General features: G+C 71.1%; 19 protein-coding genes and 1 pseudogene. 16 read left to right on the top strand and 4 right to left on the bottom strand.

Translation table 11 applies throughout. The features are described 5' to 3' along the window. Positions 1-3: 3 nt before the first annotated feature. The 5 genes from hypF (at position 4) to ACYSUO_RS32885 (ending at position 6,779) form a co-directional block, all read left to right on the top strand. Positions 4-2,307, top strand: coding sequence for a carbamoyltransferase HypF (gene hypF, locus ACYSUO_RS32905; protein ID WP_461779871.1), 2,304 nt, complete (start codon positions 4-6; stop codon positions 2,305-2,307). Positions 2,308-2,314: 7 nt separating this feature from the next. Next, complete coding sequence (locus ACYSUO_RS32900; RefSeq protein ID WP_461779870.1) at positions 2,315-2,611, top strand: HypC/HybG/HupF family hydrogenase formation chaperone; 297 nt, start codon at positions 2,315-2,317, stop codon at positions 2,609-2,611. Positions 2,612-2,714: 103 nt separating this feature from the next. Further along, the gene (locus ACYSUO_RS32895) at positions 2,715-5,414 is read left to right on the top strand and encodes a bifunctional acetate--CoA ligase family protein/GNAT family N-acetyltransferase (RefSeq protein WP_461779869.1); all 2,700 of its coding nucleotides are present in this window, start codon (positions 2,715-2,717) and stop codon (positions 5,412-5,414) included. A 41-nt stretch (positions 5,415-5,455) separates the two neighbouring features. Beyond that, complete coding sequence (locus ACYSUO_RS32890) at positions 5,456-6,190, top strand: CBS domain-containing protein (RefSeq protein WP_461779868.1); 735 nt, start codon at positions 5,456-5,458, stop codon at positions 6,188-6,190. Positions 6,191-6,248: 58 nt separating this feature from the next. Continuing rightward, the gene (locus tag ACYSUO_RS32885; protein WP_461779867.1) at positions 6,249-6,779 is read left to right on the top strand and encodes a flavodoxin domain-containing protein; all 531 of its coding nucleotides are present in this window, start codon (positions 6,249-6,251) and stop codon (positions 6,777-6,779) included. A gap of 21 nt (positions 6,780-6,800) precedes the next feature. Here the strand turns inward: ACYSUO_RS32885 and ACYSUO_RS32880 are convergent, their stop codons facing one another. Both ACYSUO_RS32880 and ACYSUO_RS32875 read right to left on the bottom strand, forming a co-directional pair. Beyond that, on the bottom strand, positions 6,801-9,194 hold the full coding sequence (locus ACYSUO_RS32880) for a glycoside hydrolase family 65 protein (protein ID WP_461779866.1): 2,394 nt from the start codon (positions 9,192-9,194) through the stop codon (positions 6,801-6,803). Between the two features lie 18 nt (positions 9,195-9,212). Beyond that, on the bottom strand, positions 9,213-10,094 hold the full coding sequence (locus ACYSUO_RS32875; RefSeq protein ID WP_461779865.1) for a universal stress protein: 882 nt from the start codon (positions 10,092-10,094) through the stop codon (positions 9,213-9,215). Between the two features lie 245 nt (positions 10,095-10,339). On the opposite strand from ACYSUO_RS32875, the gene ACYSUO_RS32870 reads away from it, so the two are divergent. The 9 genes from ACYSUO_RS32870 to ACYSUO_RS32830 all read left to right on the top strand — a co-directional run bounded on the left by ACYSUO_RS32870 (position 10,340) and on the right by ACYSUO_RS32830 (position 20,236). After that, positions 10,340-11,467, top strand: coding sequence for a 4Fe-4S dicluster domain-containing protein (locus tag ACYSUO_RS32870; RefSeq protein ID WP_461779864.1), 1,128 nt, complete (start codon positions 10,340-10,342; stop codon positions 11,465-11,467). Between the two features lie 20 nt (positions 11,468-11,487). Then, on the top strand, positions 11,488-11,922 hold the full coding sequence (locus ACYSUO_RS32865) for a cyclic nucleotide-binding domain-containing protein (protein WP_461779863.1): 435 nt from the start codon (positions 11,488-11,490) through the stop codon (positions 11,920-11,922). Positions 11,923-11,924: 2 nt separating this feature from the next. Further along, complete coding sequence (locus ACYSUO_RS32860) at positions 11,925-12,731, top strand: FAD/NAD(P)-binding protein (protein WP_461779862.1); 807 nt, start codon at positions 11,925-11,927, stop codon at positions 12,729-12,731. 5 nt (positions 12,732-12,736) lie between these two features. Further along, the gene (locus tag ACYSUO_RS32855) at positions 12,737-13,504 is read left to right on the top strand and encodes an NADH-quinone oxidoreductase subunit B family protein (RefSeq protein ID WP_461779861.1); all 768 of its coding nucleotides are present in this window, start codon (positions 12,737-12,739) and stop codon (positions 13,502-13,504) included. Beyond that, positions 13,501-14,829, top strand: coding sequence for a Ni/Fe hydrogenase subunit alpha (locus ACYSUO_RS32850; protein ID WP_461779860.1), 1,329 nt, complete (start codon positions 13,501-13,503; stop codon positions 14,827-14,829). The genes ACYSUO_RS32855 and ACYSUO_RS32850 overlap by 4 nt, the downstream gene beginning before the upstream one ends. Before the next feature lie 9 nt (positions 14,830-14,838). After that, positions 14,839-15,492: a CBS domain-containing protein gene (locus ACYSUO_RS32845; RefSeq protein WP_461779859.1), complete on the top strand. Its 654-nt coding sequence runs from the start codon at positions 14,839-14,841 to the stop codon at positions 15,490-15,492. Beyond that, entirely contained in the window at positions 15,489-16,634 is a 1,146-nt protein-coding gene (hypD, locus tag ACYSUO_RS32840) for a hydrogenase formation protein HypD (RefSeq protein ID WP_461779858.1), read from the top strand. The genes ACYSUO_RS32845 and hypD overlap by 4 nt, the downstream gene beginning before the upstream one ends. Then, positions 16,631-17,665 (top strand): hydrogenase expression/formation protein HypE, encoded by a 1,035-nt coding sequence (gene hypE, locus ACYSUO_RS32835; protein WP_461779857.1) that lies wholly within the window; start codon positions 16,631-16,633, stop codon positions 17,663-17,665. Before hypD ends, hypE begins: the two co-directional genes overlap by 4 nt. 912 nt (positions 17,666-18,577) lie before the next feature. Continuing rightward, positions 18,578-20,236, top strand: a complete 1,659-nt coding sequence (locus tag ACYSUO_RS32830; RefSeq protein WP_461779856.1) for a hypothetical protein — start codon at positions 18,578-18,580, stop codon at positions 20,234-20,236. Between the two features lie 111 nt (positions 20,237-20,347). On the opposite strand, the gene ACYSUO_RS32825 is transcribed toward ACYSUO_RS32830, so the two are convergent. Both ACYSUO_RS32825 and ACYSUO_RS32820 read right to left on the bottom strand, forming a co-directional pair. Then, the gene (locus ACYSUO_RS32825) at positions 20,348-21,004 is read right to left on the bottom strand and encodes an SMI1/KNR4 family protein (RefSeq protein WP_461779855.1); all 657 of its coding nucleotides are present in this window, start codon (positions 21,002-21,004) and stop codon (positions 20,348-20,350) included. Between the two features lie 181 nt (positions 21,005-21,185). Beyond that, positions 21,186-21,656, bottom strand: coding sequence for an Lrp/AsnC family transcriptional regulator (locus tag ACYSUO_RS32820; RefSeq protein ID WP_461779854.1), 471 nt, complete (start codon positions 21,654-21,656; stop codon positions 21,186-21,188). A gap of 109 nt (positions 21,657-21,765) precedes the next feature. Between ACYSUO_RS32820 and ACYSUO_RS32815 the strand changes: the two genes are divergently transcribed. Continuing rightward, complete coding sequence (locus ACYSUO_RS32815; protein WP_461779853.1) at positions 21,766-23,094, top strand: APC family permease; 1,329 nt, start codon at positions 21,766-21,768, stop codon at positions 23,092-23,094. Positions 23,095-23,198: 104 nt separating this feature from the next. Beyond that, a pseudogene (locus tag ACYSUO_RS32810) lies at positions 23,199-23,315 on the top strand (LuxR C-terminal-related transcriptional regulator); the annotation flags it as partial. Between the last annotated feature and the right edge of the window lie 194 nt (positions 23,316-23,509).

Genomic DNA, 23,509 nt, shown 5'->3' with positions numbered 1-23,509 from the left:
CAAGTGACCTATGTCGTCAGGGACTTCGAGGTCACGGGGATCGTCCAGGGCGTGGGATTCCGTCCTTTCGTGTACCGCGTCGCCTCGGCCCTCGGGCTTGATGGCTGGGTCGCCAACGTGGACGGACACGTGGCGGGCACGGTCGCCGGTGAGCCGGGCGCCGTCGAGGAGTTCGCGCAGTTGATGAGGTACGGGGCCCCGCCGCTCGCCAGGGTTCGCGAGGTGCGCGTGGCGGCAGCGGGTGGTGCGGCGCTCGAGCGGGGGAGCGGCTTCCACGTGCGTACGAGCGACGGCGGCAGCGGCCGGGGAGCCCTGGCCGTCGCCCGCGAGATCCCGCCGGATGCCGCGATCTGCGACGCGTGCCTGGCCGAGCTGTTCGATCCGGCGGGCCGCCGCCACCGCTACCCGTTCATCAACTGCACCGACTGCGGACCGCGCGCCACCATCATCGAGGGCCTGCCCTACGACCGGAGGCGCACCACGATGCGCCGCTTCCCGATGTGCGAGGCCTGCGCGGCGGAGTACGCGGACCCGGGCGACCGGCGTTTCCACGCGGAGCCCGTCGCCTGCCCCGACTGCGGGCCGACGCTGTCCTGGGAGGACCTGCGGGGCGAGGACGCGCTGCGGGCGGCGGCGAAGACGGTGGAGGCGGGCGGCATCGTCGCGGTGAAGGGGCTCGGCGGCTTTCAGCTCGTGTGCGACGCGACCGACCCTGCGGCGGTCGCGGAGCTGCGGCGCCGCAAGCACCGTCCCGTCAAACCGCTGGCGGTGATGGTGCGCGACCTGGACGGGGCCCGCCGCCTCGCCCGCGTCGGCCTGTCGGCCGCGGCGGTGCTCACCTCCCCGGTACGCCCGGTGGTGCTGCTCACCGCTGTCGACGGCCGGCTGCCCGCCGACATACATCCCGGCACGGACCAGGTCGGAGTGTTCCTGCCGACTACCGGACTGCACCACCTCCTGCTGCGGGCCGCCGACCGGCCGCTCGTCGTCACCAGCGGCAACGCCGCCGACGATCCGATCGCCGTCGACGACGCGCAGGCACGGCGTGCGCTCGGCGCCGTGGCCGACGGCTTCCTCGGCCATGACCGGCCCATCCGCGCACGGTACGACGACTCCGTGGTGCAGGTGGCCGGGCGGACCGTGACGACGGTGCGGCGGGCCCGGGGTCTGGCACCGGGCGCCCTGCGGCTGCCCCGGCCCGCCCCGGTCCCGTTGATGGGGGCAGGAGCCCAGCTGAAGCACACCTTCACGCTCGCCGCGGGGGAGTGGGCCCATCTCGCCGCGCACATCGGCGACTTGGCGGCCCCGGCGGCGTACGACGCCTTCGAGACCTCGTACCGGGACCTGAGCGCGCTGACCGGTGTCACGCCGGGCGCCGTCGCGCACGACCTGCACCCCGGGTATCTGTCCACGCAGTGGGCGCGGGCCACGGGGCTGCCGCTGCTGCCGGTCCAGCATCATCACGCCCACGCGGCGGCCTGCGCCGCGGAGCACGGACTGGCCGGCCCGTTCACCGCGGTCACCTACGACGGGCTCGGACTCGGCGACGACGGCACCCTCTGGGGCGGCGAAGTGATGGTCGCCGACCTGACCTCGTACCAGCGGGTCGGCCGCTTCGCCACCGCCGCGCTGCCGGGCGGCGACGCGGCCGTGCGGCACCCCTGGCGCACCGCGCTCGGATACCTGCACGGCGCTGAACCGCTCGGAGTGCCGGGCGCGCCACCGCAGTTGACCCGCTCACTCACCGAACGGCTCGATCCGGATGCGGTGACGACGGTGCGGGCGATGATCGAGCAAGGGTTCAACTGCCCGCGGACATCGAGCGCCGGCCGGCTCTTCGACGCGGTGGCGAGTCTGCTGGGCCTCGTGGACAGCGTCACGTACGAGGGCGAGGCCGCCGTCGCCCTCGAAGGAGCGGCAGGACGATTGCGCGCCGTGTCGCTGGAGCGCCGCTTCGTACGGGTCGACGGCCTGTGGGTGTACGACCCGACGCCCACCCTCACCGACCTGCTGACGCGCCGGGCCGCAGGCGACAGCGTCCCCGTGCTGGCCGCCGCCTTCCACACCACGATCGCCGAGGCCACCGCCGAACTCGTCGGCCGGGCCGTCGAATCGGGCGCCCCGCGCACCGTCTGCCTGGCGGGCGGCTGCTTCGTCAACCGGCGCCTGCTGACCGACGTGCGCAGGCTGTTGCGCGCCCAGGGGCTGCGGGTCCTGGTGGGCTCCGCCGTGCCGGTCGGCGACGGCGGGATCAGCTACGGGCAGGCGGCCGTCGCGGCCGCCCGGCTCGCGGAAACGAAGGGGTGAGCGACACATGTGCCTGGGAATCCCCGGATGGATCACGGAAGTTCACGACAGCGCCGGACTGCGCATGGCCACGGTCGACTTCGGCGGGATCCGACGCGATGTCTGCCTGGCGTACACGCCGGAGGCGGGCGAGGGGACGTACGTCATCGTGCATGTCGGCTTCGCGATCACCGTCGTCGACGAGGCGGAGGCGCAGCGCACGCTCGACGTGCTGCGCGCCATGGCCGGCGCCGTCGAGAGCGAGCTCGGCGAGCCCCTCCCGGACGGAACGACCGGTGCGGAATCAGGGGCCGTTCGGCCCTGATCGATACCCGGGCGGGCCCTGGGTGGCCGGGCCCGTGCGCCGGACGCTGAAAGTGACCGCCGACGGTGTCGACGGCCCCGCCGGGCAACGGAAGGCGAAGGACATGACGGACAGCACACAGGCCAGGGCCGGGGCGGCACACGCGCTCCTCGCCGACGGTACGACCGTGCGGATCCGGCCGGCGCTCGGATCGGACCACGACGCGGTGCAGGGCCTGTACGAGGAGATGTCGGACCAGAACCTGCGGCTGCGGTTCTTCGGATTGAGCCGGATCTCGGCAGCGATGGCCGCCGACCGCATGTGCGGCCCCGAGCGGCGAAGCGGCTACTTCGGTCTGCTCGCCGAGGTCGAGGGCCAGTTGGTGGGCGTCGCGGAGTACGAGCGGACGGCGGACGCGGACCTGGCGGAGATCTCTCTCGCCGTGTCGGACGCCTGGCACCACCGAGGCGTGGGGACGCTCCTGCTGGAACACCTGGTGTCCGCGGCCCGGGAGGCGGACATCACCGCGTTCACCGCGGACGCCCTGTCGGAGAACCACGAGGTCCTGAAGGTCTTCGCCGACCTCGGCCTGCACACCGCCCGCCGCTTCGACGGACCGGAAGTCCACACAACTGTCCAACTTGCCGAGGACAACACCTACTTGAGTGCCGTAGAGGAGCGCGGACGTGCGGCCGATGTGGCCAGTCTCGTCCCGCTGCTGCGGCCACGCTCGGTGGCCGTGGTCGGTGCGGGCCGCAAGCCGGGATCGGTAGGAAGGGCGATCCTGCGCAATCTGTGCACCAGCGGCTACACCGGCCGCCTCATGGCCGTGCACCCCGAGGCCACGACGATTCTCGGGGCGCACGCGAGTCCGTCCGTGTCCGCCCTGCCGACGGTGCCGGACCTGGTGGTCGTGGCGGTGCCCGCCGCGCACGTCGCCGCCGTCGCGGAGGAGTGCGGCAAGGCGGGTGTGCGCGCCCTGGTCGTCGTCACCGCCGGGCTCGATGCCGCGCAGGCGGCCACCCTGCTGGCGGCGTGCCGCGGCTACGGCATGCGGTGCGCCGGGCCCAACTGCCTGGGACTCGCCAACACCGAGGACACCCTGCGCCTGGACGCCACGTTCGCCGCCACCCACCCGTCTGCCGGGACCGCCGGGGTCGCCGTGCAGTCCGGTGGCGTGGGCATCGCGCTCCTCGGCGGCCTGAGGCGGCTCGGCATCGGCGTCTCGACGTTCGTGTCGCTCGGCGACAAATACGATGTCAGCGGCAACGACCTCCTCCAGTGGTGGGAGAGCGACGACCGCACCGACCTGGCACTGCTGCACCTGGAGTCGTTCGGCAACCCGCGGGCGTTCTCCCGCACCGCGCGCCGCGTCACCCGCCGCATCCCCGTCCTCACCGTGGACGCGGGCCGCACCGAAGCGGGACGGCGCGCCGCCGCCTCGCACAGCGCGGCCGCCGCCACCCGGACGATGACCCGGCGGGCCCTGTTCGCCCAGGCCGGCGTCACCGCGACGCACACCATCCGTGAACTCCTCGACACCGCCGCCCTGTTGCACTCCCAGCCGCTGCCGTCCGGCGCCCGCGTAGCGGTCGTCACCAACGCGGGCGGCGCCGGAGTGCTCGCCGCCGACGCCTGCGCCGAGGCCGGGCTCACCGTGCCGTCGCTCGGGTCCGAGCTCATCGACGATCTGCTGTCGACCCTTCCGTCCGGAGCCACGGCCGCCAACCCGATCGACGCGACGGCCGCCGTCTCCGAGGACGAACTGCGCACCTGCCTCGACAAGCTCGCCGCCACCGGCGCCGTGGACGCGATCCTGGTGGCCCTGGTGCCGACCGCCGTCTCCGCGGCGACCGGCGACGACCTCGTCCGCTCCCTCACCCGGGCCCCGGGACGAAGCCGCCTGCGTACGGTCGCCGCGGTCCTTCTCGACCAGGCGGAACCGGCCCGGCTCCTGACGGCCGACGAAGGGCACATCCCCGCGTACGCCGACCCGCAGGCAGCCGCGCGTGCCCTCGCCCACGCGGTGGCCCGGGCGCGGTGGCTGGCCCGTCCGCCGGGCACCGTCCCCGAGCTCTCCGGCACCGACGCCGGGCGCGCGAGGACCGTCGTCGACAGCTACCTCGCCGCGCACGAGAACGGCGGCTGGCTCGATCCGCGCACCTGCGCCGAACTCCTCGACTGCTACGGCATCCCGCAGCTTTCCTGGGCCTGGGCGCAGACGGAGGACGAGGCCGTACTTGCCGCCGAACGCCTCAAGGGCCCCGACGGCCTCGTCGTCCTCAAGGCGTACTGGCCCGGCCTGCTGCACAAGAGCCAGGAGCACGCCGTCCACCTCGACCTGCGCGGTGACTCCCAGGTCCGGGCGGCCTGGCGGGATCTGGAGACCCGGTTCGCCGGGCTCATGACCGGCGTGGTGGTGCAGCCGCTCGCCCGGCGCGGGATCGAGCTGGTGGCGGGCGTGGTCCAGGACGCCGTGTTCGGACCGCTGGTCCTGTTCGGGCACGGCGGCACCGCCACCGATGTCCTCGCCGACCACGCGGCCCGCCTGGCCCCGCTCACCGACCACGACGTGCACGACCTGATCACCGCGCCGCGCTGCGCCCCGCTGCTCTTCGGAAGCGGCGGCGAGGGGCCGGTCGACCTGGAGGGCCTCGAGCAGGTCCTCCTGCGGATTTCGCAGATGGCGGGCGACCTGCCGCAGCTGGCGGAGGCGGACCTGAACCCGCTCCTCGCCTGGAGTGAGGGAGTCACCGCGCTCGACGCACGGGTACGGCTCGCACCGGCCCGCGCCCAGGACCCCTATCTGCGGCGACTGCGCTGACGCGCGATCCGACCGCGGCACTGCCCGAAGGAGGCATGGAGATGAAGCACAGCAAGGTCGGCTCCGTCATGGCGAACGACGTCGTACGCGCCGTCTACGCCACCCCGTTCAAAGAAGTGACGCGCCTGCTGGACGCGCACCGCATCAGCGGGCTCCCCGTCGTCGACGAGGAGGAGCGTGTCATCGGCGTGATCTCCGAGACGGACCTCCTGGCCCGCCAGGTGCAGGCGGAGGACAACCCCGCCCCGCACGCGCGCCGTCGGCGGCTTCCGGTCATCGGACGCGGTTCCCGTGCCGAGCACCGCAGGGCACAGGCCCGCACGGCCGGCCAGTTGATGTCCGAGCCGCCGGTCACGGTCCATGCCGAGGTGACGATCGCCGAGGCCGCCCGCACCATGGCCCACCGCAAGGTGGAACGCCTGCCCGTGGTGGACGAGGACGACCGGCTGGTCGGGATCGTCACCCGCCGGGACCTGCTCCAGACGTTCCTGCGCCGCGACGACGAGATCCGCCACGAGGTGATCGACGAGGTCCTCGTCCGCAGCCTGTGGCTGTCACCGCGGGCGCTCACCGTCCAGGTCCACGAGGGCGTGGTCACCCTCGACGGGCAGGTCGAACGGCGCAGCGAGAAGGAGATCGCCGCCCGCATGACCGGCCACATCGACGGGGTCGTCGCCGTCGTGGACAAGCTCACGTACCGGCTGGACGACTCCCACCTGCGCCCCGACGAGCAGGCGCTGCACGGCGTCGCGGACGACTGGCTGCGCAAGATCTGACGTCCGACACGACCCAGTTGCGCGACAACAAGCCGAGCGCAAAAGGAGAGTGAGAGGAATGGAACGCAGGGAGCCCCGCGTGCTCATCGCTTACGGGACGACCAACGGCTCCACCGCCGAGATCGCCGAACGCATCGGTGACGTGCTGAGCAAAGAGGGCTGTTCCACTACGGTCCGCTCGGCGGACGCCGCGTGGCGCAACGTCGCGGAGTACGACGCCGTCGTCCTCGGCGGAGCGCTCTACGCGGGCCGGTGGCACCGCAACGCACGCCGCTTCGCCCGCCGCGCACGCCGTGAACTGACGGCGCGCCCGGTGTGGCTGCTCAGCAGCGGACCGCTCGACGCGTCGGCGTCGGACCGCGACATCGCGCCGGTCCCGGGTGTGCGCCGCATCGCGTCCCGGATCGACGCACGCGGGCACGTGACGTTCGGCGGACGCCTCGACGACCATGCCCGCGGCCGCATGGCCCGGATGATTGTCAACTCCGGGAAGGGCGGCGACTTCCGGGACTTCGAGCACATCTCCGCATGGGCGCGGGAGGTCGCCGACGACATCGGGTCGGCCCTCGAAGGACGTGCTGGGGTGTGACGCGACGAAGGGCAGCGACCTTCACCTCGGCAGCACCAGTTCACATGTCTCGCCCGGCCGGACCGTCACCGCACGGTCCGGCAGCTCGACCGTGATGGCGGAACGGTCCGATGCCGGCACGGTGATGTGCAGACGGTCGGCATGCAGCCGGAACAGCACACCCCAGTGCCCCCGGTAACGGAGCGTGAACCCGTAGGAGGTGCCGGTCAGTTCGGGGAGCGGTGCCGGGTCGAGCCACAGCGCCTCACCACGTGTCTCCAGACCGGTCAGGCCGCGCTGTACCAGGTCCACGGTGCCGGCCATGGCGCCGAGGTGGATGCCTTCACCGGTGGTGCCACCCTGGACATCCGCGATGTCGCCGACCAGGGCCTCGTGGACGAACTTCCAGGCATCGGTGCGGCGCGCCCGCGCGAGCACCCAGCCGTGCACGAGCCCGCTCAGCGTGGAACCGTGACTCGTACGACGGAGATAGTGGTCGACGGTGCGCCGCCACGTCGTGTCGTCGACGGAGTAGCCCAACTGGTCGAACACGGCGGTGAGTTCGGAAGGGGTGAAGAGGTATCCGAGCATCAGGACGTCTGCCTGTTTGGAGGCCCGGTAGCGGTTGACGCTGTCGCCCTCGGCCTCCAGGATCCGGTCCAGGCGGCGGATGTCGTCGTACTTCTTCGTGTACGCGTCCCAGTCCAGTTCGGCGAGTCGCTCGTACCCGGCGAACTGGCTGATGACCCCGTCGTGGAACGGGACGTACAGCGACCGCGACACATCCCGCCACAGCTCCGCCTCGCCACCGTCGAAGCCGATCCGCTCCGTCAGCTCCCGACGGCGCGGCTCAGGGAGCAGGGTGAGCAGTTCCAGGGCACGAGCCAGCACCCAGGCGGCCGTGACATTGGTGTACGCGTTGTCGTCGATGCCCGGACCATCGGCACCGGGATAGGCGTCGTGGTACTCGTCAGGACCGACGACGCCGCGGATCCGGTAGCGGCCGAGTTCCTCGTCGTACGTGGCCGCGTCCGCCCAGAACCGGGCGATCTGCAGCAGCATCTCGGCGCCCTTGGTGTGCAGGAACTCGGCGTCGCCGGTGGCCTCCCAGTAGCGCCAGACGTTGTACGCGATGGCCGAGTCGACGTGGTGCTGGAGGTGGGTGTGGTCGGGCAGCCAACGCCCGGAGTTCGGGTTGAGGTGCAGGCGTTGCGTCTCCTCGCGGCCGTCGCTGCCGCTCTGCCACGGATACATGGCGCCCTGGTGCCCGGCGTTCCGGGCGGCCCGGCAGGCCTGCTCAAGACGCCGGTGCCGGTAGGTGAGCAGGGCGCGGGAGACCTCGGGGAAGTGCAGGTTCAGATAGGGCAGCACGAACAGCTCGTCCCAGAAGACGTGCCCACGGTAGGCCTCCCCGTGCAGTCCTCGGGCCGGTACCCCGACGTCGAGCTCGGCCGTGTGCGGGGAGAGGGTCCCCAGCAGATGGAAGAGGTGCAGCCGCAGGATGCGTCCCGCCTCGCCCGGGACGTCCAGTTCGGCCCGGCGCCACAGCTGGTCCCACGCGGTGAGGTGGGTGTCCAGCAGCTCGTCGAAGGTGGGGGCCTGTCGCGCGCGGTCGATCGCGGCCTGCAGCGGGTCGCTGATGGCGGGGTCGTGGGAGGTGTGCAGCGCCACGATCTTGTCCACGGTCGTGGTGGCGCCCGGGCGCATCGGAATGAACAGCACCTGTGCGGCGCGTACGGCGGTGTTGTTTCCATGCCTCCGAGTGGCGTCGGCGCAGACGGTACGGGCCGCGAGGGCGATGCGAACGTCGGAGGCGCGGGTGCGGCACCGCAGCCAGACGAGGTCCGCCGCGGCGGTGCCCGTGTGGCCATGGACGAGATGCCGGCCGGCCAGGTCCCGGTAGCGCGGCACGCCCGCATTCCGCACGGCGCCGTCCAGTGCGGCCTCCACCTCCAGCTCACCGGTCCAGTTCTCCGCGGTGAACTCGGTTCGCAGGGCGGCGAGATGAGGGTCCGCCATGTGCACGAGGCGCAGTTGCCGCAGCCGGATGCGGCGTCCGGCTGCGTCCTCGTACGTCGTTCGACGCTCCAGCAGGCCGCTGCCGATGATGAGGGTGATTCGGTGCTCCACGACCCGGGCGGTGTCGGGATGCAGCCATGCGCCGGCGCCGCCCCCGTCCCGGCAACGAAAGCGCAGCGGCAGCCAGTTGGGGAGGTTGACCATGTCCTCGTTGCCGATGTGGCGGCCCGCGATCCGAGATGTCAGACGGTCGTAGCACCCCGCGGCGTAGGTGCCCGGGTAGTGGATCTCGTCGGCCGCGCACTCGGGGAGCGCTCCTCTGGTGGCGAAGTAGCCGTTGCCCAGGGTGCACAGCGATTCCCGGAGGCGTTCGTCGCCGGGGGCGTACCCCTCGTACTGCCACGTCCACGCCGTCATGAGACGGGTTTCCTTCCTTCAGGATCCGTGCTGCGGTACCACGGCGACCGGACAGTCGGCATGGTGCAGAACGGCGTGGCCGACCCGGCCGAGTTGCAGGCCGAAGTGACCATGGCGCCGTCGAGCGCCGACGACCAGCAGGTCGGCGGCGGCCGACCGGTCGATCAGGATCCTGCGGGCCGGGCCCTCCACCGTGACCGCGCGCACCTGGACGTGGGGATGCGTGGCGGTCGGCCCGCGCAGCGTGCTGTCCAGCAAGTCCTGGGCGCTCCGCCGGACTTGAGGAATTCCCTCCCCGGTTCCCAGCGGGTACGCGGGCGTCTCCAGCGTCGGCGTGCGCCAGGCGCGGACCGCGTCCAGCACGCAGTGCCGGGCCTCGGCCTCCGCGAACGCGAAACGGACGGCCGAGCCCGCGGAATCCGCATCGCCCACCCCTAGAAGCAGCCGCTCGTGCCTGCCCGAGAGACCGGCCTCGTCGCCGCGTACGACGATCACCGGGCACTGCGCGTGTGCGGCCAGGGCCAGACTGACCGAGCCGAGCAGCAGCTCCTGCACGGGGCCGCGACCGCGCCGCCCGGTGACGACGGCGACGGCGTTGCGAGCCGCGCGAAGCAGCGCCGTCTCGGGATCCTCGGCCAGTGCGTCGACGGAGACCTTCACCTCGGGGTGGCGGCCGGCGGCCCGTGCGACGGCAGTCCGCAGAATCCGTTCGCTCAGGTCGCCCCGGCCAGGGCGGCTGTTCGGAGCCTCCGCAAGTTCATCGCCCTCGTACTTCTCCCAGAGTGACGCGTGCACCAATCGCAATTCGTAGCCGCGCAGCGCGGCTTCATGGGCAGCCCATTCCACGGCGCGGAGGCTTGCATCGGATCCATCGACCCCCACGACCAAGGGGAGCGCCATGGTGCCCACCGCCTCTCACAGCCGTACGCGGGTGAGCCGGAGCGGCTCTCCCCTTCACCGTGGCACGGGGAAGGGCCCGGGCAAGAGGGCCGGTTCGGCCCTTGGAGGGGACGTTCGGCCCAGGACACGGGGGTGCGCCCGCAGGAGGCTGACCGTAAGAGGACGAGGGCCGCTCGGCCCATACCTTCGGCGGTGGCTGGGGCGGAGGGTGGAGGCGGCAGCGGCCCCTGACGAAGGAGTACACGATGCAGGCCACCGACGGCACAGCAGTTCTCGACCGGGACGGCCTCGATGCCCTCGTGGCGGTCCTGGAGGACGACGGCCGCACGGTCGTCGGCCCCACCGTCCGGGACGGCGCCGTCGTCCTCGCGCCCCTGGACAGCGCCGACGACCTGCCCTGGGGCTGGGGCACCGAACTCGAGGCGGGACGCTACCGGCTGGTCCGCCGCACCGACGAGGCCGCCTTCTCCCACACCTCGGGTCCCCAGTCCTGGAAGACGTTCCTGCATCCGCAGCGCGAGAAGCTGTGGGAGGCGGAACGTGACGCCGAGGGCCGGTTGAGCATGCGAAGTGCCCAGCGGGAGCAGCCGTCGTACGCCTTCCTCGGTGTGCGGCCCTGCGACCTGCGGGCCATCGCGATCCAGGACCGGGTCCTGGCCGGTGGGCACTTCAAGGACGACGGCTATGCGGAGCGCCGGAGGGGGGCGTTCCTCATAGCCGTCGAGTGCACCGAGCCCGGAGCGACCTGCTTCTGCTTGTCGATGGGGAGCGGGCCGGCGGCGGATGCCGGCTACGACCTCGCCTTCACCGAACTCGTGGACGCCGACCGCCACCGCTTCCTCGTCCGGTCCGGCAGCCCCGAGGGCGCGAGGATCCTGGCCCGGGTCCCGCACGAGGAAGGGGACCCGACGACGGTCGAGACCGCCCGTACGGCAGTCGACGCGGCCCGCGACCACATGGGGCGCACGATGCCCCCGATCGACCTGCGCACCCTGATGGGCGGGAGTCTTGAGGCCGAGCGCTGGGACGATGTGGCCGACCGCTGCCTGACCTGCGGCAACTGCACCATGGTCTGCCCCACCTGCTTCTGTACCACCACCGAGGACGTCACCGACCTGACCGGTGACCACGCCGAGCGGTGGCAGCGCTGGGATTCCTGCTTCGACCTCGACTTCTCCCACCTCCACGGCGGTCCGGTCCGAGCGACACCGCGAAGCCGTTACCGGCAGTGGCTCACCCACAAGCTCTCGACCTGGCACGACCAGTTCGACTCCACCGGCTGTGTCGGCTGCGGACGGTGCATCACCTGGTGCCCCGTCGGCATCGACATCACGGAGGAAGTGACAGCTCTGGCAGAGGAGGCCAAGCCGTGATCGCAACGACAAGTCCCCGTATGGTCAGGTCACTTGACCGAGCCCATGGGGAGCGCCTGATGGGCCTGGCTCGGCAGGTCAACTTCCCCGCTGCATCCCGCATCTTCGAAGAGGGCGGCCATGCCGACCGCTTCTGGATCGTCCGAACCGGCACCGTCGCCCTCGACATGCACATTCCGGGCCGTCGCCCTGCCGTCATCGAGACGCTCGGCTTCGGTGAACTGGTGGGCTGGTCCTGGTTGTTCAAGCCCTACGTGTGGCAACTCGGGGCCCAAGCGATGACTTTGGTGCGTGCGTACGAGTTCGACGCGGCACAGGTGCGGGCTCTCTGCGAGGGCGACGCGGACTTCGGCCGAGATGTGGACCATTGGGTCGGTGAAGTGCTCGCTCACCGGCTCCACGCGGCCCGGACCCGGCTGCTCGACCTCTACGCCCCGCACGGCAGCGGACTGTAGCGATGACCATGCTTCCGGTGCCGTATCGCGTGGTCGACCGCCGCGACGAGGCGAGTGACACGGTCACGCTGCGCCTCGCGCCGGTGGAGGCGCCGCTCCAGCCCTTCTCCGCCGGTCAGTTCGCCATGGTGTACGCCTTCGGCGTCGGAGAGATCCCGCTGTCGGTGAGTGCGCTCGGGCCGGACGGAATCCTCGCCCACACCATCCGCTCGGTGGGCGCCGTCTCCGAAGCGCTGCGTACGGCGACGACCGGTGCGAACCTCGGAGTGCGTGGCCCGTTCGGCACCGGCTGGGAACTCGACGAGGCGAGTGGCCGGGATCTCGTCGTGGTCGCCGGCGGCATCGGGCTCGCGCCGCTGCGGCCGCTGATCCGGCAGGCCGTCGCCGACCCGAAGGCGTACGGCAGGATCAATGTCCTCGTCGGCGCCCGCACGCCCGCCGACCTGTTGTATCCGTCCGAGGTGCACCAGTGGGGCACGGCGTACACGGGCGTGACAGTCGACCACCCGGGGCCGGACTGGCGCGGCGACGTGGGTCTGGTCACGCGACTGCTCGACGGCGCGTACTTCGACCCCGACCGCGCGACGGCCTTCGTGTGCGGTCCCGAGCCGATGATCCGTGCCACCGCCCGCGACCTGGCCCACCGCGGCGTACCACCCGGCCGCGTTCGGGTCTCCCTGGAGCGGAACATGCGGTGCGCCACCGGGCACTGCGGCCACTGCCAGCTCGGTCCGGTACTGCTGTGCCGCGACGGCCCCGTCATCGGCTACGACCGGGCCGAACACCTCATGTCGGTAAGGGAGTTGTGACGACGATGAATGAGGCCCCGACGCTCGCCGTGTTCAAGCTCGCCTCCTGTGACGGCTGCCAGCTCACCCTGCTCGACTGCGAGGACGAACTCCTCACCCTGGCGGGGAAGGTGCGGATCGCCCACTTCCTGGAGGCGTCGAGCGCCGTACTGCCCGGCCCGTACGACCTCACACTCGTCGAGGGCTCGATCACCACGGCCGCCGACGCCGAGCGCATCCGGGCCATCCGCTCCGCCTCACGCCACCTGGTCACCATCGGGGCGTGCGCGACGGCCGGTGGGATCCAGGCGCTGCGGAACTTCGCCGACGTGGAGGAGTTCCGCCGCACCGTCTACGCCCGTCCCGACTACATCGAGACCCTCGCCACCTCCACGCCGGTCTCGGCCCATGTCGACGTCGACTTCGAACTGCGCGGCTGCCCCATCGACCGACGCCAACTCGTCGAGGTCATCACGGCGTTCCTCGCAGGACGCAAGCCGGACATCCCGAACCACAGTGTCTGCTTCGAATGCAAGCGGCGCGGCACCGTCTGCGTCACCGTCGCCCACGGAACGCCGTGCCTCGGCCCGGTCACCCACGCCGGATGCGGCGCGATCTGCCCCGCGTACGGGCGCGGCTGCTACGGCTGTTTCGGCCCGTCCGGGTCCGTGAACCTGCCCGCCCTGATCCCGCTGCTGCGCCGCGACGGCCTCGACGAACGCGACACTGAGCGTCTGCTGAGCACCTTCAACGTCGCCGCCTTCGACACGTACGACAAGGAGCCCAGGCCGTGACGCACCGTGGAACGCGGGTCCTGCACGTCGGCTCCTTGTCGCGCGTGGAGGGCGAGGGCGCCCTCCACCTGACCGTCGAGGGCGACGCCGTGACCGCGGCCCGCCTTCAGATCTACGAACCCCCTCGGTTCTTCGAGGCGTTCCTGCGCGGCCGTGCCCACACCGAGCCACCCGACATCACGGCACGGGTGTGCGGAATCTGCCCCGTCGCCTACCAGCTGAGCGCGTGCGCGGCGATCGAGGACGCCTGCGGAGTCGAAGTCCCTCACGAAATAAGCGAGTTGCGACGGCTCCTGTACTGCGGTGAATGGATCGAGAGCCAGACCCTGCACATCTACCTGCTGCACGCGCCCGACTTTCTCGGCCGCGACGGCGCCATCGACCTCGCCCGCACCCACCGCGCCGACGTCGAGCGCGGTCTGCGCCTGAAGCAGGCGGGCAACGCCCTCATGGAACTGCTCGGCGGGCGCGCCATCCACCCCGTCAACATCCGCGTCGGCGGCTTCCACCGCGCCCCGACGAAGGCCGAACTCACACCGCTCGCCGGGCAGTTGCGCCGGGCGCTCGACGACGCCTGGGCGACGGTGCGCTGGGCGTCGGGTTTCGACTTCCCCGACGCCGACTGCGCCCACGACTTCCTGGCCCTCGCCGAGCCGGCCCGCTACGCCATCGCCGGCGGGACACCCACCGTCCTGCGCCGCGGCGACGACGCGCCGCGGCAGTTCCCCCTCGCCGACTTCACCCGCGAGGTCGTCGAGACGCAGGTACCGCACTCCACCGCCCTGCACGCCACCCTGCGCGGGCGCCGCCACCTCACCGGCTCCCTCGCCCGCTACGCCATCAGCGGCCGGCTGCTCTCCCCGCTCGCCCAGGAAGCCGCACGCGAGGCCGGCCTTGGCGCGGTGTGCCGCAACCCGTTCCGCAGCATCCTCGTCCGTGCCGTCGAGACCCTCTACGCCGTCGACGAGGCGCTGCGGATCATCGACGCCTACGAACCGCCCGCCCGGCCGTACGTCGACGTGCCGCCGCGCGCGGGCACAGGGCACGGCGCGACCGAGGCGCCGCGCGGCCTGCTCTACCACCGGTACGTACTCGACACCGACGGCACCGTCACGGACGCCCGCCTCGTCCCGCCCACCGCGCAGAACCAGGGCGCCATCGAGGAGGACCTGCGGCGCTTCACCGAAGCGGCACTCACTCAACCAGACGTGCAGAACGCGGACTTGACGCACCTGTGCGAACGCGCCATCCGCAATCACGACCCGTGCATCTCCTGCTCCACCCACTTCCTCGACCTCACCGTCGAGCGTCTCCCGACACCGTAGGAGGCCGTCGTGAGCACCAGCCCGCACATCGTCAGCGACGTCATGACACACACCGTGATCGCCGTCGGCCGCGACGCCCCCTTCAAGGAAGTGGTCGGCCTGATGAAGCAGTGGCACGTCAGCGCAGTGCCCGTCCTGGAGGGCGAGGGCCGCGTCGTCGGCATCGTCTCGGAGGCCGACCTGCTGCCCAAGGAGGAGTTCCGCGACAGCGACCCGGACCGGTACGACCAACTGCGGCGCCTGACCGACCTGGCCAAGGCCGGCGCGGTCTGCGCGGGCGAGTTGATGACCAGCCCCGCCGTCTGCGTCCACGCGAATGCCACCCTCGCCGAGGCCGCCCGCATCATGGCCCACCGCAAGGTCAAGCGGCTCCCGGTGGTCAACGCCCAGGACATGCTGGAAGGCGTCGTCAGCCGCTCCGACCTGCTCAAGGTCTTCCTCCGCTCCGACGAGGACATCGCCGACGAAGTGCGCCGCACGGTGGCCGCCGGCCTCTTCCCCGACCAGCCCGTCACGGTCGCCGTGACCGACGGCGTGGTCACCTTCGGTGGCACGCTCGGCAACCACAACCTGGTGCCTGTCGCCGCCCGGCTCGCCCGGGCCGTCGAGGGCGTGGTGGACATCCGGATGGACTTCACCGCCCCGGCCCCGAAGCCGCGATGAAGTACCTCGACGAGTACCGCGACCCCGTCCTCGCCCGGCGGCTCCTCGTCGAGCTGACGGCCACGGCCACTCACCCCTGGCGCATCATGGAAGTGTGCGGGGGCCAGACCCACACCCTGGTCCGCCAGGGCATCGACGAGCTCCTGCCCGCGGGCATCCGAATGATCCACGGCCCCGGCTGCCCGGTCTGCGTCACCCCGCTCGAAACCCTCGACCGGGCCATGGCGATCGCCGCGCGCCCCGGCACCGTTCTCACCAGCTTCGGCGACATGCTCCGCGTACCGGGTTCCACCACCGACCTGCTGTCCCTGCGGGCCCGCGGCGCCGACGTCCGCGTCGTCTACACCCCGATGGACGCGGTGCGCCTCGCTGCCCAACTCCCGGACAGGGAAGTGGTGTTCCTCGCCGTCGGCTTCGAGACCACGGCGCCCGCCAATGCCATGGCGGTCCTCCAGGCGGCCCGCCTGGGCCTGACCAACTTCTCGGTGATCGTCAGCCACGTTCTGGTGCCGCCCGCCATGACCGCGCTGCTCGACGATCCCGACTGTGAGGTACAGGCCTTCCTCGCGGCCGGACACGTCTGCGCGGTCATGGGCTGGCGCGCGTACGAGCCGATCGCCGACCGCTATCGCGTCCCCATCGTGGTCACCGGATTCGAGCCGCTCGACCTCCTGGAGGGCGTCCTCATGGCCGTGCGGCAGCTGGAGGACGGGCGGCACGTCGTCGAGAACCAGTACGCCCGCGCCGTCCGCCGCGACGGCAACACCGAGGCGCAGGACGCGATGAAACGGGTCTTCCGGGTCACCGACAGGGCCTGGCGAGGCATCGGGACGCTCCCGGCCAGCGGGCTCGAACTGGCCGACGCCTACGCCGAGTTCGATGCCGTCCACCGCTTCGATGTCACCGGTCTGCAGGCATCCGAGGACCCGGACTGCATCGCCGGGGCGATCCTCACCGGTGCTGCCGAGCCACCGGACTGCGCCGCCTACGGCACGCGCTGCACACCACGCACCCCGCTCGGCGCGCCCATGGTGTCGACGGAGGGCACGTGCGCCGCGTACCACTCGGCCGGGCGGCCCCCGCGTGCGTCTTCGGGACACCGGGCCCTACTCGATTCGGTGCGCGCAAGGAGTGCGGAATGACCTTTGGCTGTCCGAACCCGCACACCGACCACGACGCCCTGCTCCTCGGGCACGGCGCCGGAGGGCGCTTGACCGCCGAACTCCTCGACGAACTGGTGATCCCCGCGCTCGGGGGTCCATCCGGCGCCGTGTTGGAGGACGCGGCGCTGCTGCCCGGTGAGAGCGACCTGGTCATGAGCACCGACTCGTTCGTCGTGCAGCCGTTGGTGTTCCCCGGGGGCGACATCGGCTCGCTCGCCGTCCACGGCACCGTCAACGACCTGGGCATGCGCGGAGCCCTGCCGATCGCCCTCGCCCTCACGGTGATCGCCGAGGAAGGCCTCCCGTTGGCCGAGCTGCGGGCCGTGCTGCAGTCGGCGGGAAAGGCGGCGCACGACGTCGGCGTTCCGGTGGTCACCGGCGACACGAAGGTCGTGGGGAGGGGCGCGGCGGACCGTCTCTTCCTCACCACCACGGGCATCGGCCGTCGCGTTCCCGGCCTGACCCCGTCCGCAGCCGCGGCACGGCCCGGCGACCAGATCCTGATCTCCGGTCCGATGGGGCTGCACGGCACCGCGGTGCTCTCCACACGGGAGGGCTTCGGCTTCGAAACCGCCATCACCTCCGACTCGCGTCCGCTGCACCGACTGGTCACGGCGCTCGCTCCCTACGGACCGGACATCCATACCCTGCGTGATCCGACACGCGGCGGCGTCGCCGCGGCCTTGAACGAGATCGCCCGCGACGCGCACGTAGGCGTGGAGATCGAAGAGAGCCTTCTTCCGATCCCCACTGAAGTCGGGGCCGCCTGCGACCTCCTGGGTCTCGACCCTCTCGTCGTCGCCAACGAAGGCTGCTTCGTGGCGTTCGTAGCATCTGGCTCGGTCGGCGCGGCCCTACGTGCGCTGCGGGGGCTGCCGGAGGGAGCGCAGGCCGCCCGGATCGGGGAGGTGGGGACGGAAGCGCCGGGCAGAGTGGCCGTACGCACCATGGTCGGTTCCCGTCGAACGGTCGAGATGCCGCTGGGGGAGCAGCTGCCGCGCATCTGCTGATGTCGGGCGGACCGATGGGGTGGAGGAGGAAGCACGGGGAGGGGTGAACTGCTATGACGGCGTACAAGCAGACCGGACGACGACTGCGGTAGCCGTGTGTCACCGGTGCGGTGTCGGAGTCTGCTGTAGTCACAGCCCAGCAGTAGGAAGGGGGCCGCGAAGGCCCGCCCGGCGCCGGACCTTCAGCTCCGGCGGCAAGGAAACGCTCACCGCGTTGTCCGTCGACCGCCCTTACTCCCTCAAGGCCACCCGAGGCGTCCTCAACCGCAGGCGCCGCCCCGGCACCGGCCCCCGACCTCCCCCTGCCCCTCGAAGGGCTGACGCTGATCGAGGCACTGCTCCGGACCACACACCGACCCGGATGTGACAGCGACTCCGTGGTCGTGGGGGCGGTCAGCCCGCCACCCACGCGGCTCTTCTATGGTGCGGTTGGTGGCCCCGTCGCGGCTGTACGGGTGCGGACAGGGGACGGATGGAGCGTGTCGACCGGACCATGTCCCGCCTGTCCGATAAATAGCAGATAGTCATATTTCTTTCCTTCTGGCTGTCTCCTGGGGGCTGCTCCATGGCGCGGATGCCGCGACGCCTTTCCCGAGCCACTGGCACCACTGTCTTGTCCGCAGGGCTCGTCCTGGCGATCCTGCTCGCCTGGGCGGTGGTGGCACTGCCGCGCGCCGCGGCCGACGAGGTGCCGTCGTCGGAGCCGTTCGCGGCCGTGCAGTACGGCACGAACGGCTGCCTCGAAAAGTCGGTGCACGTGACACCCAGCCCAAGCCGTACGCCGCTCCCGACGACTACGACCCGGCCGACCACGCCTACCCGGACTTCGGCTACGACCCCGAGAGCCTCGGCTTCACCCGCACCAGCGGCACGAACGCCTGCCGCTACAACTTCCGCGACGCGAACGGCACCGTGATCGGATCCGGGTACTGCGTGCAGTGGGCCAAGGGGCAGCGCTCCGGCACCGGTTACGACCCCGAACCCGCCGGGGGCATCCGCAATGCGGGCTATGTGCAGCGGATCCTGGAGAACTACTGGCCCGCGACGAACGAGCCCGCCGTTCCGTCCACCAACGCCACCGTCGCCAACCGGCAGCGTTCCGGGGCGGTCGCCATGGCCATCCACTACTTCACCGACGGCATCGTGATGCCACCGGACTATCAGGCGCCCGAGATGTACGCGGTGGTGCAGAAGATCGTCACCGATGTGCTTGCCGCCGGGCCCGCGGACGCTCCGGCCGACCCCACTCCCACCATCGAAGGCCCCGACGGCGGTGACACCAACACCCTCATCGGCCCGTACACCATCGGAGCCAATGCCACCGGTCCGGTCACGGTCACCGTCGAGAACGCCGACGCCTTCACCGATGCCGCCGGCACCCAGCCCTTCACCTCCGGCGACACCCTCGCCCCCGGCGGCCAGCTCTGGCTGCGCTCCACCACACCGGGCGCCGCACGGATCGCCGCGACCGGCCCCGTCACCGCCGGCATCGGCACCCTCATGGAAGGCGATCCCACCTACAAGGTGCAGTCGATGGCACTCGCCGGCGCACTGCCCCTCCAAGGCAAATCGGCCCGCACCGTCGACATCGCGGCCGGCGACCCACCCCGCCTGGCCAGCGAGGTCTCCGCCACCACCCTCACCACCGGACAGTCCGTCACCGACACCTTCGCCGTCTCCGGACTCACCGGCGACGCCACCCTCGACATCACCCTGTACGGGCCGCTGCCCCCGGTCGACGACTCCTGCAAAGCCGTCGACTGGACCGGCACCCCACCCGTCGAACACCGCTATGACTCCGTCGCGTTGACCGGTTCGGGCCGCACCACGACACCGGAACGGCAGATCGACGAGCCCGGCTGCTACTCGTTCGGCGCCACCCTGGACCCGGCCGTCGGCGACGATGTGTCACACGCTCCCGGGGATCCCCTGGAGACGTTCCTGGCCGAGCGGCGCCCCGTACCGCCGGTGCTTTCCGTGACGACGCGGGCCTCGGCCAATACCGCCGAGGCGGGCGACAGCGTGCGCGATCGGGTCACCGTGACCGGGCTGCCCGAGGGCCGCAGCCTCACCGCCGCCGTCACCCTCTACGGACCGCTCGCCCCCGCCGCCGACGGCACGTGCGAAGGCGTCGACTGGTCGGCCCCCGGTCTGCCTGTCGCCGACCGCCTCCCGCCGCTCGTCGTCCGCGCGAACGCCACCTACGCCACCGACCCCGTGACCCTCCAAGAGCCGGGCTGCTACAGCTTCGACGCCGAAGTCACCCATGACGCCCTGACCGGCGGCGAAGTACCGGTGGGCCACGGCCTCGGCGTACGGGCGGAAACCGTCCTCGTGACCGCGGCCCCCAGCCCGAGCCCGTCACCAACGGCTACCCCGACAACGCCGACGCCCACATCCACACCGCCGTCCGCCCCCGGCCCGCACCCCTCCCTCCCGGACACCGGCAACGACCGGCCACTCGGCGCGCTCGCCGTCGCCGCGGCTTGCTTCCTGGGGCTCGGTGTACTCCTCGTGGCCGCGCAGCGCAGTTGGGCCAACAGCCGTGGCCGTGGCAACGGGTCTGCGTGACGCGGCCGGCGGAAAGCCTTGACCGTGGCAACCCCTGGGTAATGCCCGGCATAGAGGAGTGAGAGACAGTACCTTCCTCGCGCCCCGCGATCGCCGTAATGCAACCCCGAGTTAGCCGAGAGGGTTCGGGGTGGGCGGTACGGCTGTACTGAGGTGGATCGTGGCGCCATCCGGTGCGTCATGAATCTTCTGCGCGATGGGGCCACGAATCCGCATGGCGACAGCCCCGTCCTTGACGGACAAATTGTCGAAGTCGTAGGAGCCGCCCCCGACAAAGAATTGAAGCGGGATCAAACGTTCCTCGGGCTTCAGGGCGCCGTTCTCCTTCTGGAAGGCGTACGAGAACGAGTTGACCCCATTGACGTCGGGGTCCGACTGCAGCCACGTCGCCCAGTCCTCAAGGCTGGTGCCGATGGGCTCCACATCGGCAGTTTCCGGATCGAACCGAACAACCTGCTCGTCACCGACAATGGCGAACTGTGCTCCGAAAAGGTCCTGGCCGAAGCAGAACAGGTCATCGGCCAGGCCGCCGTAAGCATCCTTCCAGACCTCGCCGGTGTTCCACGAGAGCATGTCCGGTCCGAGCCCTTCCTCGCCTACGCGGAAAACCTGGACACCACCGTTGAACAGGAAGAACCCGTTCATCCTGGTGATGATCCCGCCAAGCTCCACGAGCGGACCGTGATCGACACCGAAGTCCAGCTCGACCGCCGGCCCCATCGGCCCGCGGGCGCGTCCCAAAAGCCGCTCAAGTGCACTGTCCGTCATGCGTTCCCCTCCGCTGATTCAGGACCGATCGGCCGCGTCAGACGGTCTGGCCCCGCTCGGCGGAGACGGTGCGCCGGCGTCGAAGTGCCCCGCCTCGTACGCGGTGTGGGGCTGCCCCACGGTCGCCGTCCTTCATCAGACTTTGCCATGTCTCATGAGACACGGTCCACGTGCGGGCCGGCTACTTCGTGGGGTCATGCAGAGGACTGACGACCTGAGTGCTGCTGACGTGCTGGTAGATCACGTTGCTGCGGAAGTTGACGACCTCTCGGCGCGGGCTGAAGCGGTCCATCAGGAAGGCGTGCAGATGGTCGACGTCCGGTACGGCCACGTGGACGAGGAAGTCGTCGCTGCCCGCGACGACGAACACGGACAGAACCTCTGAGAGGTCGCTGACGTACGCCTTGAAGCCCTCGATGACGTCTCTGCTGAGCGGGCGCACTTGGATCGACACCAGTGCCTGGACGGGCCGGTTGAGTGCGCGCAGGTCAACTGCCGCGTGGAAGCCTGTGATCACTCCGCGCCGGCGCAGTGCGCGCGTGCGTTCCAGGCATGTCGATGCGGCGATCCCCAATGTGCGGGCCAGTTCCCTGTTGGTGATCCGTGCATCGCGTTGCAGATGTTCCAGGATCTGCGAATCAAGTTCGTCCATGACTGCCATTGTCGCCCCTGTGCCGAATTGCCTTCGGCTCAGCCTCTGAGCTCTTGTCAATCGCTCTACATTCGCCGTCGTCAGCCGAACCAGCGAGTGGAGACGTGTGATGGAGAGGCAGTCCGGCCTGGGGGTCGGTACGGGTACGGCCCTGTGTATCGGTGCGGTGTTGGGGCCCGGGGCCCTGACGTTGACATCGGCGGCCGCGGCGGCCGCCGGGCCGGGGTCGATCGTGGCGTGGCTCGGCCTTGTCGTAGTGAGCCTGCCGATCGCCTGGGTGTTCGCGGCGTTGAGCGCCCGGCATCCCGACGGGGGCGGGGTGGCGGCCTTCACCGGCCGGGCCTTCGGGCCGTTCCTGGCCGCGCCGGTGGGCTGGTGGTTCTACTGGGCTGTCCCTCTGGGAGTCCCGGCCGCGGCGCTCATCGGCGGGCAGTACGCGGCCGCCGCCGCGGGGTGGGGGCAGACAGCGGCCTCGGTGGTCGCTCTGCTCGTGCTGGCCGCGGCGTATGGCAGCAACCTTGTCGGGCTGCGCCTGTCGGGCCGGATGCAACTGCTCATGGTCGGACTTCTGGCCGCCCTGCTGGCAGTCACGATCACTGTCTCCGGCACTCATGTCCAGCCGACCCACTTCGCCCCCTTCCTGCCCCACGGCTGGAACTCCGTCGGGATCGCGGCCGGCATCCTGTTCTTCGCCTTCGCGGGCTGGGAGGCTGTCAGCCATCTCGCGGCGGAGTTCTCCACCCCGCGCCGTGACCTTCCCCGGGCGACCCTGCTGGCCTGGGGGATCGTCAGCGTCCTCTACCTGGGTCTCGCGTACGTCACCATCGGCGTGCTCGGGCCGCGGGCCGCAACCACCACCACACCGCTCACGCTCCTGCTGGAACAAGACTTCGGCGCACCCGCCCGCGCCGTGGCGGCGACCGCGGCTCTCTTGCTCACCTTCGGCGCGGTTAACGCCTACCTCGCGGGAGCCTCCCGGCTCGGTGAGGCCCTGGGGCGGCAAGGCGCCATGCCGCGCGGCATCACCACGCAATCCCCTGGAGACGGCGTCCCTCGGCGCAGCCTCACGGTCGTCACGCTCGCCTCCGTGTCGATCACGATGGCGGCGGCTCTCGGACTCATCGGCCTGGACGGCCTGCTGCGCGCCACCTCTGCCTGTCTGGCGGCGGTCACCCTCGCCGGACTTGCCTCGGCGACCGTCCTGTTGCGAGGCCGCACCCTGCTGCGGATCAGCGCCGCGGCGAGCTGCGGCGTAGTCGGTACGGTGCTCGTCTTCTGCGGACCGTTCCTGTTGGTACCCGCTGTCCTGGCTGCCGCCGCCATCGGCTTCCGCGCCGTCAGCACCGCCGCCGGCAGCACAGGCGACGCGGGAACGGACTCGACAGCGGCGCGCCGTGACGTCGTTGCAGGAGACCGCGCAGAAGACCTCACCGTATGACGCCCACCATGCCCGGCCTGTCGCCGCACATGGCGGCGGATGCCCTCGTCCCTCAAATACGCACTCTCCAGGAGCAGTCCCACATGTCCCGTATAGCCCTGGCCACCGAGCAGACGGTGAAGACACATGTGAGTCGCCTCCTGACCAAGCTGGACCTGCGCGACCGCGCACAAGCGGTCGTCTTCTCCTACGAATCCGGGCTGGTCACCCCGGGCGAGTAGATCCGCCCGCCCCGCCCGCCCGTACACCCCCTACTGCGGTATCACCTCCACATTGGCTCCCCGGTATGACGCGTGGCCTGCAGTCGTCCCCGCACTCTTCATCCGTCGGCACGAGAAGATCGCGAGAGGTCGCACCATGAGGTTGCGCAGGGACAAGAACCAGACGGCGGATAACCGGCAGCGGGCCAGCGGTG

The organism is Streptomyces sp. UC4497 (genome assembly GCF_054871485.1).
The sequence above is the reverse complement of the archived record's forward strand: the minus strand, read 5'-3'. Positions and strand labels throughout refer to the sequence as shown.